We start from the raw sequence: 17,289 nt of genomic DNA on the forward strand, positions 1-17,289 counted from the left end.
ACCGGCGCCGGCACTTCGATCGCGGTCTCGCGGAAGGCGCGCTCGAGCTCGTCGAGCGACACCTCGCCCGGGCGCAAGGGGCGCTCCAGCGTCTGGTCGACCAGCGAGCCCGTGGCCATCTCCTTGGCCGGCGCAGCGGCGGGGGCGTCCGGCGCCAGCGGCGGCGCTTCAGTGACGGGCGCGGCACCTGCGGCCATCGCCGCCATGCCCTGCTCGACCATCGCTTCCAGCTTGTCGATCAGGTCGCGGTCGTTGCCCTCGGGCTCGGCCTCGGTGGCCTCGAGCCCGGCCAGAATCTCCTTGATGCGGTCGATCGAGGACAGGATCACCGTCACCGCCTGCCCCGTCACCGGCATGCCGTCGCGGAATTTGCCCATCAAGGTCTCGCCGGCATGCGCCAGCGCTTCCAGACGCGGCAATCCCAAAAAGCCGCACGTGCCCTTGATGGTGTGGACCAGGCGGAAGATGTTATCCAGGATCTTGGCGTTGTTCGGCTCCTGCTCGAACTTCACCAATTGATTGTCGACGGTGTCCAGGCTCTCGCTGGTCTCCGTCAAAAACTCCCGCAACAGATCATCCATGAAAACAGGCCTTCATACAGGGAGGGCACGCACGACGCGTATGCGCCTTCAGAATGGGGCCAGCTTCACCGCAAAGCGTTTAATATTGGTTGAGTAAGTGCAAAAGAACGGAACCAACAAATAGATAAGGCGCTCCGGACAAGCCGAAGCGCCTCGTAAAGATTCCATTAACCGCCTGCGACGCCGCGTTTACGAAGCGGTAACGATGATGGCTTCGCCCTCCGGCGCGAGCGTCACGGTGAGACCGCAGGCCTGCGCCAGAAGCCGCGTATAATAAGGCTGGATCGCGTGTGCATCCGCAGCCGGGCCACGCTCGCCGCTCAGGAGCTCGGCGATGTTCTGCGGCAGGCGCGCATTGTGGCCGGTGGACGTGACGCGAAAGCTCATGGTCTCGCCCTCGCCGATCGGATCGACCGTCAGCGTGCCGCCGCGCGGGATCGTGTGCTGCGCGATCACGAGCATGTTGAGCAGCAGCTTGACGCGATTCTTCGGCAACAACAGCCGCGGCAGATTCCAGGTGATCGTGCACTTGCCATCCTCGATGTGGCCGCGCGCCATGTTCTGCGCGTCACCGAGGTCGATCTGCGCGCCGGAGGAGCCGGCGGCACCGAAGGCAAGGCGGCAGAACTGCAAGCGGGCCGACGCTGTCTTGGCGCTCTTGCGGATCAGCTCGAGCGCGAAGTCGCGATCCTCGGGCTTGGGATCGTCGTCGAGCACCTCGAGCCCGTTGACGATGGCGCCGACAGGGCTGATGAGATCATGGCAGACGCGCGAGCACAGCAGTGCCGCGAGTTCGAGCATATCGGGAGCAGTAGCGGTACCGGGTGACGAGGTGCCAGACATTAAAGGGGTCCTGGAGGGTTCCTGGTATTGCACGGCGCGGACGCGGCGAATCACGCATGCGTGACGGGTGGCGGGTTCTAACATTCGCAAGCCCATCGCAGCTAGCTTGCGATAGGTTCGAAGCGGCCGTAATGCCGGGCCGAATCAACCGAACAGAGGGTGTAATTTGCCGATGAATGAGGCACCGCGGTGAAGCGGATCATCGACGCCGAGGCCGCCGCCGGCCTGATGGAGTCCCTGACGGTACTGGTGGTGCAGGCGGGCGAAGCCATCCTCGCAGTCAACCGCGCGGCGATGCGCGTCGACGGCAAGCAGGATGGCTCGCCGGTGACCGAAGCTGATCTCGCCGCCGACCGGATCATCGCGGACGGCCTCGCGGAGCTCGCAGGCGACGTGCCGACGCTGTCGGAAGAGCGAACCCAGCTCGCCTCGCCGCCGTTTCGCGACAGCTTCTTCCTGATCGATCCGCTCGACGGAACCAAGGAGTTCGTCGCCGGCCGCGACGAGTTCACCGTCAATCTCGCCCTCGTCACGCGTGGCGTGCCGCTGCTTGGCATCGTCAGCGCGCCCGCGCTCGGGCAGCTCTGGCGCGGCATCGTCGGGCGTGGCGCCGAGCGCGTGACATTTGACGGCGCTGTCATCGGTGCGGCCGAGCCGATCCATACCCGCAAGCTGCCTGGACAGGGCGAGCCCTGGGTCGCGGCGGTGAGCCGCTCGCATGGGGACAAGAAGAGTGAGGCGTTCATCGACGCCCGGCCCAACGCCGTGAGAAGGACGGTCGGCTCTGCCGTGAAGTTCGGCCGAATCGCAGAGGGCACCGCCGACATCTACCCGCGCTTCGGGCCGACCTCGGAATGGGACGTCGGAGCCGGCTGTGCGGTCGTGACCGCGGCCGGCGGCAGGGTGACGGACGGCAAAGGCGGCGAGCTCCGATTCGGCGAGCGCGGCGACACCGGCTTCATCATCCCGGAGTTCATCGCCTGGGGTGACGCGCAGGCGGTACGGCTCTACTGACTGAGCTGTTCCTGGAGCGCCGGCCAGCGCTTACCCACCTCGTACAGGAAGCGCTCCGGGTCCGCGGCAAAGGCGTTGCGATTGTCTTCCCGACTGAACAGATAAAGCCGCTGCGCCGAGATGACGAAGAAGCGGGGATTGCCGGCAACGGTCACGCCGCGGGCGATATCGGCCGGATCATAGCCGCCGAACTGCGGCCCGTAGACTTCGGGGTGGGCCAGAAACGAGGCCCGGTTGCCCTCGTTGCGGAAGCGCCAGACCGCGCCCCAGAGGTTCGCTTCAAACTCCGCCGTCCCCTGGACCGGCCGGCCGTCGACGAAATAGGCCACGGGGTCGAAGCCTTCGATCGCCACCCCGCTGAAGCGGTTGACGACAATCCGTTCCGTGGTGGCGGCCTCCGCCGGACACCCGGAGCAGATGGCCCCTATGCCCGCCAGGAGGCAAACCAGGAGGCCGATCAAGGCAATTCCGGGGCGCAAAGGGCTAGCGTCCTGCCGTTGTGCCGTCATAGTTGCTGCGGATAACATCCGAGTCGAGGGGACATTCGGCGCAAACCTAGAGCCGTGCCTGTTGGCGTCAGGTTAAGGGAAGCGACCGAATTCGGTACCAGGGGTTTTTTATGACTTTCGCATCACGCCTTGCCGCAGTCGCGCTTGCCGCGCTGGTGGGTTGGATCGTGCCGGCCTCCGCCCAGCAGCCGCCGCCGCCCAACCTGCCGCCGCCGCAGCGGACCCCGACGCCCAACACCTATGGGCCGGACGAGCTGGTGGGGGCCGGCCACCGCTTCTTCGGTAACGTCTCGCGCGGGCTCGCCTCGATCATCGAGAAGGCCGTCAGCCAGTGGGGCCTGCCCAACGGCTATATCCTGGGCGAGGAGGGTTCCGGCGCCTTCGTCGCCGGCCTGCGCTATGGCGAAGGCACGCTCTACACCAAAAATGCGGGTGATCTGCGGGTCTACTGGCAGGGTCCGTCGCTCGGTTTCGACTGGGGCGGCGACGGCGCCCGCACCATGACGCTGGTCTACAACCTGCCCGCCACCAATGCGATCTACCAGCGCTTCGGCGGCATCGATGGCTCGGCCTACATCATCGGCGGCTTTGGCATGACGGCGCTCACCGCCAATAATATCGTGCTGGTGCCGATCCGCTCCGGCCTCGGCCTGCGGCTGGGAGCCAATATCGGCTACCTCAAATACACCCCGCGGGCGACCTGGAACCCATTCTAAAGGGTCCCCTCCTCCCGTCCGCTGACAGATCAACGTTAACGACAGGCCGGGGCTGGCTTTTTGCCGGCCGCCCATGGCATTGTCGTTGGTAAATTTTTCCTTGATTTGCGGAGTCCTGCCCCATGGTCGAACCGATCATGTACTTGGCGATCGGTTTCCTGCTCTCGATGCTGTGCGGGCTCGCGGTCGTGCCGCTGGTGCACAACCGGGCGGTTCGGCTGACCACACGCCGGCTCGAGGCCGCAACGCCCCTGTCGATGGCGGAGATCCAGGCGGACAAAGACCAGCTCCGCGCCGAATTCGCCATGTCGGCGCGACGGCTCGAGATGAGCGTCGAGCAGCTCAAGAACAAGACCACGAGCCAGCTCGCCGAGCTTGGCAAGAAGAGCGATGCCATCAACCGCATGAAGATCGAGCTCGGCGAGAAGAACGCCACGATCTTCGCGCTGGAGGCGCGCGAGAAGGCGGTGAAGGAGCAGCTCCGCGCCACCGAAGAGGAATTCAACGCCAAGACCGAGGCCCTGCGCGGCGCCGAGCAGGCGCTGACCGACAAGCAGGGCGAGCTTGCCAAGATCAACTCGGAGCTCTCCGACCGTTCGATGATGGCGGAGAGCCGCCAGGTCGAGCTCGTCGCAGTGCGCGCGCAGATCGAGAAATTGAAGAACCGCGTTGGCGATGCCGAGAAGGAGTTCACGGCGACCCAGGCGCGTTTGACACAGGAACGCACGGAATCGGAGACCGCCTCGCGCGAACTTTCCGACGCGCGCGGCCGCGTCGAAAATCTGAGCCAGCGCGTCACCGATCTCGACCGCCAGCTCATCGTGCAGGTCAAAGAGGCCGAGATGCTCTCGGGCCGCGTCGCCGACCTCGAAGGGCGGCTGGCGACCCAGGGCAAGCTTCTGGCCGAGCGCGACTACGAGAATAATCAGCTGCGCCAGGTCAATGAGGCCACCGATCGCACCGTCAAGGAGCTGCGCGTCGAGCTCGCCGCGCTGAGCGGCGGCAAATCATCGGCCGCATTCGAGGCACTGCGCGCGGAGAAGTCGGCGCTTGAAGAGCAGCTGCGGACGGCGCGCGACGAGCGCGGAAAACTCCAGCGCGACATCAACGCGATCCAGCAACAGGCGGAGAGCTCCTGGGCGACCGAGCGCATGGAGAATGCGCTACTGCGCGAGCGCATCAACGACATCGCCGCGGAAGTCGCCAAGCTCGCGATGCAGCTCGAAGGTCCGAACTCGCCGATCGAGGCGCTGCTCGCGGCCGAAGCGGGCCAGGCCCCGAAGCCCGCCCCGCGTCCGGCCAACGACGCCGCGACGAACGGCGTGGCCGCGGCCACTTTGCCCGAGGGCGGCGGAACGCTCGCCGAGCGCATCCGCGCGCTCCAGGCCCACGCCTCCCGCGCCCGCCAGCAGGGGGCCTAAAGCGCGGTTTGATTTGCGAATTTCGCGATCTACGGAAGGTTTTCAGGCTCGAGACCACCTGGAAACTTGACACCTTGGGCCCGCACTTCTAAATCGCGGGCTCCACCGAATGTGCCGGCCGGCCGAAAGGTCCGGCCGCCTGCATGATGGTCCCGGGCGCATAGCTCAGCGGGAGAGCGTTCCCTTCACACGGGAGAGGTCCAAGGTTCGATCCCTTGTGCGCCCACCATTAAACCTTAATGATCAAAGACTTATTGGATTGCTTCCCTAGATGCGTGCCCCAGAAAAGCTGGGGCACAATAGGGGCACAGTTGAGGACCGACACGCAAACCTCTTTCGCATAGCGGCGTGGCAGATCAGAATGCCTGGGAATCTTAGAGAATTAATAACGGCGTCATTCGACGCCGCTGCGGCAAATGCGTGGAGCAAGTTTACAGTTGGTGAAGCCGATAAGCGGGTTCTCAACGAGGCTGCGCTCAAGGTGCTGAAAATCTTTCCCGGCCGGATGCCGGGCCAGTGCGCCTTGATGAGCGCGTTGTATTCACTGGCGCTGGAGAAGCTCGGTTCGCAGCGCAGCTATGTCGTGGCCGGTTCGCTTTACATTGGCGACAAACGTGTCTTTGGCGAAGACAACGAGTTCGACGGCAAAGAGCTGTTCTCGAATTCGAACGTCGATTGGGACGGGCATGCATGGGTCGTCTATGGCGATTGGCTCGCGGATGTGTCGGTCTGCCGCACGGCTGATGCAGGCACCCCGCGGATACTTTCGAAATACATCGCCAAAGAACTCGGTAAGGGCAAAGGCTTGTTGGCGAGCCGGATGGCTGCAATAGACCCGTCAGGAATCCGGTACGTCCCGCAATATGTGTTGACGCAGGATCAGGTTGACGCGGTCGGGCGCGGTGCGCTCGCGATCATCGACAAACTCAACGGGATTCGATGACCGCACATTGTGCGAATTTGGTCCGCCAAGTCACAAACTTCGCTGGCTGGTGAGCAATTAGTCATCGAGCGGAACAGCGTCGCCTGACGGGGCGGCATCGTACAATGCCGTAGAACATCGCGGAAAATCGCAGTCTGGCCGGCCTGACTACCGACTTTGAGCCTCAAAGAGCGCTTAGACTCGCTATCAATACAGAACCAGTCGACGATTCAGTAATAGCCAACGCGTTGTTTGCTGTCTGTATTGCAACGTTCGTGCAGGTCGAGCCCGCGCAGGACTTGGCGCGCGCGACACATTCACCGTTAGGTGCCAGCACGAAGACATGGCCGAGAGATGCATGAGCCACGAACAATCGGCCTTTGCCATCCATCGCCAACCCGTCCGGACCGCTTGTCCCGAAGAACGCGTTGAACCTACCGACCTTTGCCACGCCGCCATCTCGCATCATGGGCAAGCGCCAGACGCTATTGTCCCGTGTCATCGCCACAAACAGCACGGACTCGTCCGGATCAAGCACAAGACCGTTCGGGCTTGGTCCGTTCGAGATCAGACAATCAAGTCGTCCATCGGGGCGTAGGCGAAAGACGCGACCACACGGATCGTGCAGTCCAGTTTGTCCCTGGTCCGTAAAATAGATATCGCCAGTCGAAGCTATATGCAGGTCATTGCACCCCCTGAACGACTCGGAATTGCGGTGACCGAGCAAGCTGTGGATCGTGCCGCGACGTGCATCAAGCTCCATAAGGCCGTTCATGTAATCGGCAACCAGGATGCGGCCGTCCGGCGCGATTTTCAGGCCGTTTGGCCAGCCATCGTATTCGATGATCAAGGCCCAGGAGCCATCGGCTGCAATCCTGAAGATGCGGCCGAATGGAATGTCGACCACATAGAGATTTCCGGCCGCATCGAACGAAGGTCCCTCGATGAAGCAGTCCACCGGTTTGCCACCGCGGTTAGCGTCCGCCCAATCGGAGCGCACCCCAGGCCGGCGGAATTCGGCCGGCATCGTCGCAAAGACACGCGTTTCGATGACCTGCGGCGGCTCGTCGAGGTACATCATGGCGCGGCCTTCAGGCTTCGCTTCGGCTGCCCCTCGTATTTGTAGGCAAACTGTTTTGGCATCGGTCCCTTGTTGCGATCCTTGCGCCCGGTCTGCTCCCATGCGTGCGCCAGGATGCCCACTGCACGCGACAGGCAGAAGATGCCACGCGCAAGAGGCGCGGCAAATCCCAGCTCCCCATAGATCACGGCGGTAGCTCCATCGATGTTCATGGGGATGAGCTTGCCCTTGCGTTCTCGCAGGACGCGCTCGATCGCGCGCGCAGCCTCGACATGGCGACCATTGACGGCACCTTCGCTTACCGCGGCATCGACCAATTTGAGCAGCGGTTCGGCACGGGGGTCAACGGGGTGAAACCTGTGACCGAAACCGGGCAGATACTTGCTGCGTGAGCTGGAAAAATGATCGATAGCATCGGCCGCGGCCTGGTCAATGCTTGCCGTTTCGCCACGTTGCAGGACGTCCTCATAGACCTCGATCGCCTGCTCGCCCGCTCCGCCATGCACGTCATCGAGCGTGTTGATTGCAGACGCCATCGCCCCGTTGAGCGGCAGCCCACAACTGACTGCCATCTGGGCAATGGCGATGGAAGGCGCGTGCGGACCATGGTCCACCGAGGCGACCAGCGCAGCCTGCAACAGTCCTTCCTGCACCGGTGCGGGCAAATCTCCCCTCAGCATCAGCCAGATCATCGCGGGAAACGAAATGCGCCCTATCAATTCCTCGATCGGGTATCCGCGGTAGGCGATCCGGCCCGGGGCCATGTCGCATATTGAGGTCCGCCACCAATGGGCGGCCCGCTCTCGCAGCTCTGCTTCGCTCATTCTGTTTTCCAATCCCGTCAGCATGCGCCCGGGTTAGCCCCGCCCGCACGCAACTCACCGCTTACGTTCACGACGCTCCGTCCGTAGCCGCACGAACCAGCGGAAAATGTGCCTCTCCCTGGCGTGGCGTACCGGCGGCACCACTGGAGATGATCTGCTCGATCTCCTGATAGGTGTAGCCCAGCCGCGCCAGCCACCGCTCGGTGTCGGCACCGAGCACGGGAGGGACCGAGGGAACGGCAAAATCTTCCTCCAACCGAAAGCCCGGTCGCGTGATCCGCAAGGGCTGCTCGCCAGCCCTCTCAGTCGGTAGTGTCTCCACAAAGCTGCGGTCCAGCAGTTGCGGCTGCTGCAACACTTGCGGAACGGTCAGCACGCAGCCGGCAGGAACGCCAGCCGCGTTCAACTGCGCCTCCCATTCTTCCGCAGACTTACGACGAAATGCCTTGTTCAATTCCTCGTTCAGCAACGCACGATTCAATTTCCGCGCCTCGCGCTTTGCGAAGCGCGGATCGGCCTTCAGGTCCGGTCGCCCCACCAGGTCACAAAGGGCCTGGTACTGCTTCTGCTCGTTCGCGGCGATATTCAGCGGACCCGTCGCCGTCCGGAACGTGCCGGAGGGCGCTGCGGTGAAGTTCTCATTCCCCATCGGTTGTGGCTCGACGCCGGCGTTCAAGTGATTGGAAACCACCCATCCCATCGCCGCAATGGTGGCCTCGAGCAGCGACACATCGATGAAGCGGCCTCGCCCCGTGTGCCGCTGTTCGACGAGAGCCGCTGCAATGGCAAAGGCCGCCGTCAGCCCGGCGATCGTATCAGAGATCGGGAAGCCCGTTCGGAGCGGAGCCGTGGAGGCATTGCCAGTGACACTCATGGCGCCCGAAAGGCCCTGGACGATCTGGTCATAGGCGGGCCGAGCCGACCAAGGGCCGTCCTGTCCAAAGCCGGAGATCGCACAATAGACGAGGCGCGGGTTGCGCTTGCCCAAAACGTCGAAACCGAGACCAAGCCGCTCCATGACCTTGGGTCGAAAGTTTTCGAGAACGACGTCGGCCTCGGAGACGAGCCGAAGAAACACGTCCCTGCCCGCCAGCGATTTCAGGTCGAGCGCGACCGACTGCTTTCCGGCGTTGACAGCGACGAAGGAGAGGCCCTGTAGCCGCTCCGCCCTTTGCGGATCGGCGCCGAGGCGACGCGCCAGATCGCCGCCATTCGGGTTTTCGACCTTGATGACCTCCGCGCCAAGACGCGCGAGATGGTAGCCGCAGAACGGACCGGCCAATACATTCGACAGGTCGAGAACACGGATGCCGGTGAGCGGCAGAGACATCTGACAAAGCCTTCCTTAAGGTATGTTCGGCCGAGATTGCGGTTGTTATTTCAGTTGCTGCGCCGCGCGTTCCGCGAAGCGATTGGTGAAAGTCTTGCTGAGGTCGATGTTTGCCGCGGCGATCTTGGGATCGAAATCGCCCAGCACGGCCAGCGGAACCTTGGCCGCCTCGGCGTCCATCAGGCCGGTCTGGGAAAACAGCGCTTTTGACGCCTTCATGATCTCGATGTTCACTTCGCGATTGTCGGTCTTGTATCCGGCAGGGATCGCGTCGACGAGTTGCTCAGTCGACACCGAGTTGATCCAGCGATGGGTCTTCAGCAAGGAAGTGACCAGGCGCTGCACGGTCTCGGGATTCTTGTCGATGAACGATTGCTGCAGGTAGAGACAGGCAGTCGGATAGATGCCTCCGAAAGCAATCTTGGAGCCTTCGATCGTGCGTGCATCGAACAGGGGCTTGGCCGCATTCTTCCTTGAGAGCAGCGTGGCGATGGGATCGAAATAGACCAGCGCGTCGATGTTCTTGGCTTCGAGCGCCACCATGCCCGGCGCCCCGCTCCCGATCGCGATGATGTTGACGTCACGCGGTCCCAACCCTGACTTCTTGATGTAATAACGTGCCATCGTGTCCGTCGACGAACCAGGGGCCGTGATGCCGAGCTTCAGGCCTTTGAGGTCGGCGCCGGTCTTCACCTTGTCGGCGAGATCGCCGCGCACCCCGAGAAGAACTCCGGGTATGTCATTGAGGAGGAAGACGCAGGAGATCGCCTTGCCCTGCGCCTGCATCTGGATCGTGTGATCATAGAAGCCCACGGTGCCGTCGACAGAGCCGCCAATCAGCGCCTGGAGGGCCTTGGAGCCGCCGGCCTGGAAGTTCTCGACCGTGACGTCGAGGCCTTCTTCCTTGAAGGTGCCGAGCTTTACCCCCAGTTCGAGAGGCATATAGTTGAGAATCTGAGAACCGACGGCGATCTTCAGTTTCGCCTTCTCGGGTTCGGCGGCATGAGCCGACAAGAGGCAGAGGCCGGTAGCCGCCACACCCAGGAACAGTCGCATCAAAGCGCGCATGTGCATCTCCATGATTGACGAAGCAGCAGTTCAGGTTTCGTGAGCGGGGGCCGGCCGCCAGACGAGGAGGCGCTTTTCTGCGCGATCGACGATAGCGTCGAGGGCAATGACGAAGACGGACAACACGACGATGCCAGCGAATACGCCGGTCGCGTCGAGCACCCCCTCGGCCTGCGCTATCAGGTGCCCCAATCCGGCGGATGAGCCGAGATATTCGGCTACGACTGCGCCCATGACCGCCATGCCGACGGACACCCGCAGGCTCGACAGGATCCAGGTCGTGGCGGACGGCAGATAGACGTGGCGCAACAGCGAGGATTTGGATGCACGCAACAGGCGCGCGTTTGCCAAGACGACCGGATTGACCTCGCGGACACCCTGGAAGGTGTTGAAGAACGCGACGAACAGCACCAGGGTCACGCCGAGCGCGACCTTGGATGTCAGTCCCAGGCCAAACCAGATGACGAAGATCGGCCCCAGCAGGATACGCGGGATCGCGTTGAACATCTTGATGAAGGGCTGAACGACATCAGCGGCGAACGGGCTCAGGCCGAGCCAGATCCCGAGCGCCGTGCCGATCGCAATGCCGACGACGAAGGACAGGATCGTCTCGACCAGCGTAATACCGACATCGTTCCAGAAATCGGCGGTCGACGCCCACTCTCTTATGCGGCCCACGAGGGTCGACGGCGCCGGGAAGAAGAACGAATCGATCATTCCTGACCGCACGCCGAACTCCCAGACCAGAAGGAGCGCGAGGACGATCGCGACCTGCGTGACGGCAACCTTAGTTCTGCGTGGCATAGCTCTTCTCCACTTCGGCGCCGAGCAGCGACCAGATTTCGCGATAGAGGGCGACGAATTCATTCGTGGTCTGCAACGCGGAGACGTCTCGCGGACGAGGCAGGGTGATCTTGACGTCGCCGACCATCCGGCTCGCGGGGCCCGCCGACATGACGACCACGCGGTCCGCCAGCGTGATCGCTTCATCGAGATCGTGGGTGATGAAGATGAGCGAGCGGCGCTCGGCCTGCCAAAGATCGAGCAGAATTCGGTGCATCAGCCGGCGGGTGTGGACGTCGAGCGCCGAGAAAGGCTCGTCCATGAGGACGATTCTTGGCTCCATGATCAACGTCTGCGCCATTGCGACGCGCTTGCGCTGTCCGCCTGACAATTGATGCGGATAGCGCTCTTCGAATCCTTTCAGCCCGACTTTGGCAAGCCACTTTCGGGCCTGCGCACGCGCCTCTTCGACCGACTTGCCCTGAAATACAAGCCCGAGGCCAACATTGTCCTGCGCGGTCTTCCACGGGAGCAGCCCCTCCTGCTGGAGCATATAGCCGGATTGGTCGTTCAGGCCCGTGAGCGGCTTAGCGAAGATCCGGACGTCTCCCGACACGGGCTTCAAGAGCCCCGTGACGGTGTTCAGGATGGTGGACTTGCCACAGCCCGTCGGTCCCACGACCGCAACGAATTCCGTGTCGCCCACCTGCAGATTCATGCTCTTGACCGCGGTGAAGGCTCCGAAGCGGATCATCACGTCACGCAGATCAACGGCCAGCACCGGCTGCCCCTCCATTGTTTCGCTCCATAGAACTTGTTCTGCTATACGCAACCGATAGTCTCGCGCCCGGTGAGAGTCAACCTAATTCTGAGCTACAGAACCAATTTCTGACGAAATGCTGGATTTTGACGCACGTTTTCTATATTTGTTCTACACAGCAGAACTGGGGGTGAGATGAGCAAGACAGGCGTTGACGCTGTCGGCAGAGCACTGGCAATTCTAAAAGCCTTCAGCGCGGAGCGGGCCGCGCTGACGCTAACTCAAATTGCGGAAGCGACTGACCTCTATAAGAGCACGGTCCTGCGGCTGGCCTCCACACTGGAGGCTGACGGTTTCCTGGTCCGCGGAGCGGACCGCCTGTTTCGGCCGGGATCCGAGCTATGGCGCCTTGGGGCGCTTTATCAACGTGGGCTGGATCTAGGCGAAGTCATCCGGCCTTCACTTCGTCGTCTGGTCGAAGCAACCGGGGAAACCGCGTCCTTCTATGTTGCGGATGGTGATGAACGCATCTGCCTCTATCGCGTCAATTCTCCACGTTCAGTTCGACACCACCTTGAAGAAGGTCAACGATTGCCCATTGACCGCGGCGCCGCCGGCCGGATTCTCACTGCATATCGCGAGCCGACGAGCACGGAAGGGAAGAAGATTCGGGATCGAGGCTTTTATGTTTCGATCGGCGAGCGCGATCCGGAGGTCGCCGCCGCGGCCGTACCGTTGATGGACGTGCATGGCAAGCTGCGGGGCGCGCTTTCGGTCTCCGCTATCAGAACGCGCTTCGACACCGATGCGCGCAAGAGTGCGCTCGACGCTCTCAAATCGGAAGCCAAGGCCTTGGCGAGCTTGCTGCCCGCAAGCGAGGGATAATGCCAATTTCGATGTCGGTTTTCAGCCAATGAACCCGGTTTCAGCGCAGCTTTAGTAGACGCAGGTCAGCGCCGATAGGCGCTCACCCAGGGTCGCGGCGCCGAACAGGAGGCATGCAAGCGCGTTCCGCCGATCCGCCATTTGCCGTATATGACGGACGCGATCGCAAGGTACCCGCCCCTCGCGTCATGCCTTCGGTGAAGGTCGCCGATCGACAGGAAGGCGCCGGCGAGCGAGGACATGAACCCGGCAAACACACGCAAGCATACCGGACGCGCGCCACCGACAGGCTGCTCAACAACTACGTTCTCGAGCGACTTCATTATCGCCCGAGTCAAACCAAGCATCACGACCGTTTCATTTCTGAAAGGAGCGATGCTGCTTACAAAGTGGTTCGAATAATCTGGTCTTCAAGAAATGGACCCGCCTGTTCTTTTTTGGATTTTCCGGCACCACATTTCCGAGCCTACGCCCGCGAGACAGTTATCGCCGAGAAATTTCAGGCGATGGTTATGTTGGGCCGAGCCAATAGCCGTATGAAAGACCTGTACGACGTCTGGGTCGTTTCGCGCAACTTCGAGTTCAAGGATGGCAAAGGGAAGCCGATCCGAACCGGCTCTTCGCTTCTCAACCAAGTTATTACGTTCATCTTGTCTATCACCCTCAAGGGTAGCTGACGAACGCGCTACAGGTTGGAGCGCCGCGGGTCAGCCGGTTTTCCGCAACGGGAATGGCCCTCCGCGGTTCGGCCGCCTAATGGGCGTTCATCGGTACCGACGCCTGCAAGAGGCATAAAGACGATTGTTTTCCGCAGGCAAACAACCGAAACATTGCGGAAAACGACGCATTCATTCTGAGCGAAGCGGGCACTCGAGCGCTCTATCGGATGCGGGGGCAAGCCAGCGACGATAAGCCAGAGTCCCCCCTTCTTCCCGGCATAGATGCGCCCATGTCGGAGCAGGAAGCCTTGGAGATGTTGCCGCGCCTTGCCGAGCACACGCATCGCCGTGGCGCGGGCTCACACCAAGTCGCGCATGGCCTCATGCGCCGCATCCGGAACCCACACGGCTGTCAGCTCGCCGCTCCGGTGCAGCTTGGCCAGCATCGCCGCATCGCGCCGGTCGGTTTTTACCCGATCCCCGGCTTTCATCGCGATCAGCGAGGGGGCCACCACGATGCAGTTGTGCCCCAGTCCCGTCAGTTGTCGATGCAGGCCATATCCGCAGGGACCCGCTTCCTAGCAAAACCTCACCTTCCGGTCACCTTTGCCAAGCTTGTCCGCCAGCTTAGCGATTTAATCGGCGCAATTAGGGATGATCCCCAAGTTACGAACCTCCCCGCCGCGCATCGCTTCGGCCATTGCAACCGAATCGTCGCCTTGTGCACATCCAGCCCCAAGAAAATGCTATCGTTCATCAGGCCCGCTCCCCATGCTATGAGGCTCGGCGCCGGACCATCCGGCGCAACCCTCGATAGGAGCTTGCCGCGGGGCGGGCCGCCCGTCACCTCAGAGGGCAAACATAGGGTCTAGTACGTCAAGACCACGATATCGCGCCGAGTAGCTATTGCCACAGACCTCGTGCAAAGCTTTGATCTACCTCTGCGGGGCAACATTCGGAGGAACGATCGATGGCCAACCTGCCCGTCGTCCACAAGGCTCAGTTGCCAGATTCACACATTGATACACGAGCGGCTCAATATCTCCGCATGTCGACAGACCGGCAGCAATATTCGATCCAAAATCAAGCCGCTGTGATCGCGGCATACGCCCATGCCCATAATCTTACGATCGTTCGAACCTATCGTGACGAGGGTGAGAGCGGTCTAATGATCAAGAACAGGGCCGGCCTTATCCAGCTCATCGATGATGTCCAACTCGGAGAAGCCGATTTTGGTCACGTATTGGTCTATGATGTAAGCCGATGGGGCCGCTTTCAGGACCTTGATGAGAGTGCGCATTACGAGTTTGTCTGCAAGCAGGCGGGTATCAAGATTGCGTATTGCGCCGAGCAGTTTGACAATGACGGCAGCATGCTCTCCAGCATCGTCAAGAACATCAAACGTGCCATGGCCGCGGAGTACAGCCGTGAGCTTTCGGTAAAGGTTCACGCTGGGCAATGCCGTTTCGCCCGACTTGGCTTCAAGCTCGGAGGACGTCCTGGTTATGCTCTTTTGCGGATGCTGGTCGATTCGAGCCAGCAGTCAAAAGGCGTGCTGAAAAACGGTGATCGGAAGTACGTCACCACCGATCACATCCGACTTCGGCCGGGCACTCCCGAAGAAATTGCCGTCGTGAGGTGGATCTTCGAACGATTCCTGGAGGGAAGGTCCGAAACCGCGATCGCCTGGGAGCTAAATCGGAAAGCCGTACCCACGAGCACAGGAGTGCGATGGACGCGTGCGGCAGTTAACAGGGTTCTTAGAAACGAGAATTACATCGGAAACCTGACCTTTAACCGCCGATCGCGCAAATTGCGGCGGACCTGCAGCACCGACAATCCGCCAGAGCTTTGGATTACCAGCGAGGGATGTATCGAGCCGATCATCGATCGTGAAGTATTCATAAAGGCCAACAAGATCATTGAGGAGCGACGCGTCGACATTACAAGGGAGGAGATGCTTGCGCGATTGCGCCGAACGTTGCTCAAGGAAGGACGCCTGAGCCCCGCTATCATAGAGGGGACGATCGGCCTTCCCTGCGTCTCCACCTATCAAACGCACTTCGGTAGCATCAGAAACGTGTATCGGCTGATCGGCTATACTCCCAAACGAAACTATGAGTTCATTGACTCGCGGCCACTCTGGGCGGAGGAAAGGGCTAGACTTGCCTCCGAAATCGTTATGGCAGTCCGAAAGGCGGGCGGGTGCAGCACCCCAGGCTTGACGGATTGCTTGCGCGTGAATGGATCGGCCAGCATCTCAATTCGAGCGGCGCGCTGGTGTACTAAGGAAAATCGTGCTCCATATTGGACAATTCGGCGTGAGGCACGCTTGCCTCGTGGCTGGATAGCCGCTGTCAGGTTGGCTGAGCATAACAAGTCCGTGCGCGATTATGTGCTGCTATCAACCGATGGGAACGCAGTGCGGACCATAGCATTTTCCGAAAGAGCTCGCGCGCGCCGTGGAATAGTTCGCTTCGAAAGCCGTGACGCTTTGGCACGCGCAATTGCAAAGCGAGTAACCAGGAAAGTCCGTGCGTCCGAAGCCACCGCCGCTCAAGAGAGCAAGCGATCGAGATCAAGGCCGCCCAAAGTCAAAAACGCGCGCGCAAGGCGTTCGCATTAGGAGGAATTCGCCCGTCCTCTCGGTGTCAGCTACACGGGATCGAAAAGCCGATGATCGCTGGGGCCCGGAGGCCGGCGGTCGTGATTGGCTGGAGCCTCGCGTTGGCCTGCGTCATTGCGGCTGAAGACCCCAGATTTCGTGCGATCTATAGCGCGCCGCGATCTTGCGCCGCATGGCGGTGCGGCGTGGCTGCTTTCTCGTCCAAGAAATTGGTATTTACGACACCCTTCGTCGGTGCGGAGATTTCAAACGAGCCCTGACGCTATGATGAGAACCTAAGCCGGCGAGCATTGCTGGGAAGATTTGCCAAAAAAACCGGGCGTGAATGAACACCACTTTGCGGTCATTTGAACTTAGGCTTAAGGGTCGGCGTCTTGACCCGCCTGCGGGCACTCTTCGGCGACGATCTGTTCGTGCGATCTGCCTCGGGCATGCAGCCGACGGCCAAGGCGCTATCGCTGGCCCGGCCGATCAGCGAGGCACTCGGGCAGATCAGGGGCGTGCTGGAGCCCGGATCAAGCTTCGATCCTGCAATCGCCCGCCGCCGCCTCTCCATCGCGGTGACTGATTACGGCGACCTTGTCGTTATACCGCCGCTGGTCGCAGCGCTGCGACGGGAGGCGCCCGGTATCGATCTCGTGGTAGGCCCCTCATTGACGCCGCCACGAGTGTTGCGAGCCTCGAACACGGCGAGATCGACGCCTTGATCGACGGTCATCTCCCCGCCTCCGCGCGTATTACACGATGCGTGCTGTTCGAAGAGAACTTCGTCTGCATCCGCGACGCTAAGCGCGCCAGACGGAAAGCCCAACTCACCAGGGACGACTATACCGACCTCCCGCATGCGCTGTTCTCATCGGCGGGCGGCGACGGGCTTCCCGGCGCAATCGATACTATGCTGGCCCGGCACGGGCGCAAGCGCCGGATCGCCATCACGCTCGCGCATGTCGTCGCGGTTTCGTTTGCAATCGCCGGCACCGATCTCGTGGCGACGGTGGCCGAGCGTATCGCCAGCCGCTTCGCCGCAAGCGCCGGCGTGTCCATCGCTCCGGTTCCCTATGATGTCGAGGCCTTCACCATCGACCTGCTCCACACACGCCGCGCCGCGGCCAACCCGGCGCTGCGCTGGTTCATCGAGTTGGTCAATCGCGTCTGCAAGACGCTGTGACCGACCGCACGCCAGCGACCACGCAATAGCAACCGCTCGCGCCGATATAATAATTCCACCAGAGCCCAGTTCGACAGAAGAAACATTACTTCGGTTCGG

Annotated in this window: 18 protein-coding genes, 1 tRNA gene and 1 pseudogene; 10 read left to right on the top strand and 10 right to left on the bottom strand. The window is 61.7% G+C overall.

Going from position 1 to position 17,289, the window contains the following annotated elements; translation table 11 throughout:
- Together K289_RS46230 and chpT are read right to left on the bottom strand one after the other, a co-directional pair.
- Nucleotides 1-581: Hpt domain-containing protein (locus K289_RS46230; protein ID WP_035686022.1), on the bottom strand; the 581-nt coding region annotated here is incomplete at its 3' end.
- 189 nt (nt 582-770) lie between these two features.
- A complete protein-coding gene (gene chpT, locus K289_RS0135240) occupies nt 771-1,424 on the bottom strand; it encodes a histidine phosphotransferase ChpT (RefSeq protein ID WP_027555747.1) in 654 nt (217 codons plus the stop codon).
- A gap of 189 nt (nt 1,425-1,613) precedes the next feature.
- Between chpT and K289_RS0135245 the strand changes: the two genes are divergently transcribed.
- Nucleotides 1,614-2,438, top strand: coding sequence for a 3'(2'),5'-bisphosphate nucleotidase CysQ (locus tag K289_RS0135245; protein WP_027555748.1), 825 nt, complete (start codon nt 1,614-1,616; stop codon nt 2,436-2,438).
- Here the strand turns inward: K289_RS0135245 and K289_RS0135250 are convergent.
- A complete protein-coding gene (locus K289_RS0135250; protein WP_027555749.1) occupies nt 2,432-2,917 on the bottom strand; it encodes a YHS domain-containing (seleno)protein in 486 nt (161 codons plus the stop codon). The genes K289_RS0135245 and K289_RS0135250 overlap by 7 nt on opposite strands.
- A 140-nt stretch (nt 2,918-3,057) precedes the next feature.
- Here K289_RS0135250 and K289_RS0135255 point away from each other — a divergent pair, with 140 nt between their 5' ends.
- The 4 genes from K289_RS0135255 to K289_RS0135270 all read left to right on the top strand — a co-directional run bounded on the left by K289_RS0135255 (nt 3,058) and on the right by K289_RS0135270 (nt 6,027).
- Complete coding sequence (locus tag K289_RS0135255) at nt 3,058-3,663, top strand: DUF1134 domain-containing protein (protein ID WP_027555750.1); 606 nt, start codon at nt 3,058-3,060, stop codon at nt 3,661-3,663.
- A gap of 122 nt (nt 3,664-3,785) precedes the next feature.
- Nucleotides 3,786-5,084 (top strand): hypothetical protein, encoded by a 1,299-nt coding sequence (locus tag K289_RS0135260; protein WP_027555751.1) that lies wholly within the window; start codon nt 3,786-3,788, stop codon nt 5,082-5,084.
- Nucleotides 5,085-5,238: 154 nt separating this feature from the next.
- Nucleotides 5,239-5,313 (top strand) — tRNA-Val (locus tag K289_RS0135265).
- A gap of 132 nt (nt 5,314-5,445) precedes the next feature.
- Entirely contained in the window at nt 5,446-6,027 is a 582-nt protein-coding gene (locus K289_RS0135270) for a hypothetical protein (RefSeq protein WP_156918354.1), read from the top strand.
- A 163-nt stretch (nt 6,028-6,190) separates the two neighbouring features.
- Here the strand turns inward: K289_RS0135270 and K289_RS0135275 are convergent, their stop codons facing one another.
- The 6 genes from K289_RS0135275 to K289_RS0135300 all read right to left on the bottom strand — a co-directional run bounded on the left by K289_RS0135275 (nt 6,191) and on the right by K289_RS0135300 (nt 11,888).
- Nucleotides 6,191-7,087, bottom strand: a complete 897-nt coding sequence (locus tag K289_RS0135275) for an SMP-30/gluconolactonase/LRE family protein (protein WP_027555753.1) — start codon at nt 7,085-7,087, stop codon at nt 6,191-6,193.
- The gene (locus tag K289_RS0135280; RefSeq protein WP_027555754.1) at nt 7,084-7,911 is read right to left on the bottom strand and encodes a citryl-CoA lyase; all 828 of its coding nucleotides are present in this window, start codon (nt 7,909-7,911) and stop codon (nt 7,084-7,086) included. Before K289_RS0135280 ends, K289_RS0135275 begins: the two co-directional genes overlap by 4 nt.
- A gap of 67 nt (nt 7,912-7,978) precedes the next feature.
- Complete coding sequence (locus K289_RS0135285; protein WP_027555755.1) at nt 7,979-9,241, bottom strand: CaiB/BaiF CoA-transferase family protein; 1,263 nt, start codon at nt 9,239-9,241, stop codon at nt 7,979-7,981.
- 45 nt (nt 9,242-9,286) lie between these two features.
- Nucleotides 9,287-10,309, bottom strand: coding sequence for an ABC transporter substrate-binding protein (locus K289_RS0135290; RefSeq protein WP_035686997.1), 1,023 nt, complete (start codon nt 10,307-10,309; stop codon nt 9,287-9,289).
- 30 nt (nt 10,310-10,339) lie between these two features.
- Entirely contained in the window at nt 10,340-11,113 is a 774-nt protein-coding gene (locus K289_RS0135295; protein ID WP_027555757.1) for an ABC transporter permease, read from the bottom strand.
- Nucleotides 11,097-11,888 carry an ABC transporter ATP-binding protein gene (locus K289_RS0135300; protein WP_035686981.1) on the bottom strand — a complete coding sequence of 264 codons (792 nt, stop codon included), beginning with the start codon at nt 11,886-11,888 and terminating at the stop codon, nt 11,097-11,099. The genes K289_RS0135295 and K289_RS0135300 overlap by 17 nt, the downstream gene beginning before the upstream one ends.
- Before the next feature lie 159 nt (nt 11,889-12,047).
- Here K289_RS0135300 and K289_RS0135305 point away from each other — a divergent pair, with 159 nt between their 5' ends.
- Together K289_RS0135305 and K289_RS52540 are read left to right on the top strand one after the other, a co-directional pair.
- Nucleotides 12,048-12,737: an IclR family transcriptional regulator gene (locus K289_RS0135305; RefSeq protein WP_027555759.1), complete on the top strand. Its 690-nt coding sequence runs from the start codon at nt 12,048-12,050 to the stop codon at nt 12,735-12,737.
- Between the two features lie 431 nt (nt 12,738-13,168).
- Nucleotides 13,169-13,333: pseudogene (locus K289_RS52540) on the top strand (nucleotidyl transferase AbiEii/AbiGii toxin family protein); the annotation flags it as partial.
- Between the two features lie 422 nt (nt 13,334-13,755).
- On the opposite strand, the gene K289_RS53175 reads toward K289_RS52540, so the two are convergent.
- Entirely contained in the window at nt 13,756-13,911 is a 156-nt protein-coding gene (locus tag K289_RS53175) for a hypothetical protein (protein ID WP_198024829.1), read from the bottom strand.
- Between the two features lie 455 nt (nt 13,912-14,366).
- On the opposite strand from K289_RS53175, the gene K289_RS46240 reads away from it, so the two are divergent.
- From K289_RS46240 to K289_RS52555, 3 genes are all read left to right on the top strand, one after another.
- A complete protein-coding gene (locus tag K289_RS46240) occupies nt 14,367-16,022 on the top strand; it encodes a recombinase family protein (RefSeq protein WP_063614252.1) in 1,656 nt (551 codons plus the stop codon).
- A gap of 374 nt (nt 16,023-16,396) precedes the next feature.
- Nucleotides 16,397-16,729 carry a hypothetical protein gene (locus K289_RS52550; RefSeq protein WP_051311124.1) on the top strand — a complete coding sequence of 111 codons (333 nt, stop codon included), beginning with the start codon at nt 16,397-16,399 and terminating at the stop codon, nt 16,727-16,729.
- Nucleotides 16,726-17,190 (top strand): LysR substrate-binding domain-containing protein, encoded by a 465-nt coding sequence (locus K289_RS52555; protein WP_051311126.1) that lies wholly within the window; start codon nt 16,726-16,728, stop codon nt 17,188-17,190. The genes K289_RS52550 and K289_RS52555 overlap by 4 nt, the downstream gene beginning before the upstream one ends.
- Nucleotides 17,191-17,289 lie beyond the last annotated feature (99 nt).

The sequence above is a fragment of the Bradyrhizobium sp. Cp5.3 genome (assembly GCF_000426265.1).
GTDB classification, from domain to species: Bacteria; Pseudomonadota; Alphaproteobacteria; order Rhizobiales; family Xanthobacteraceae; genus Bradyrhizobium; species Bradyrhizobium neotropicale.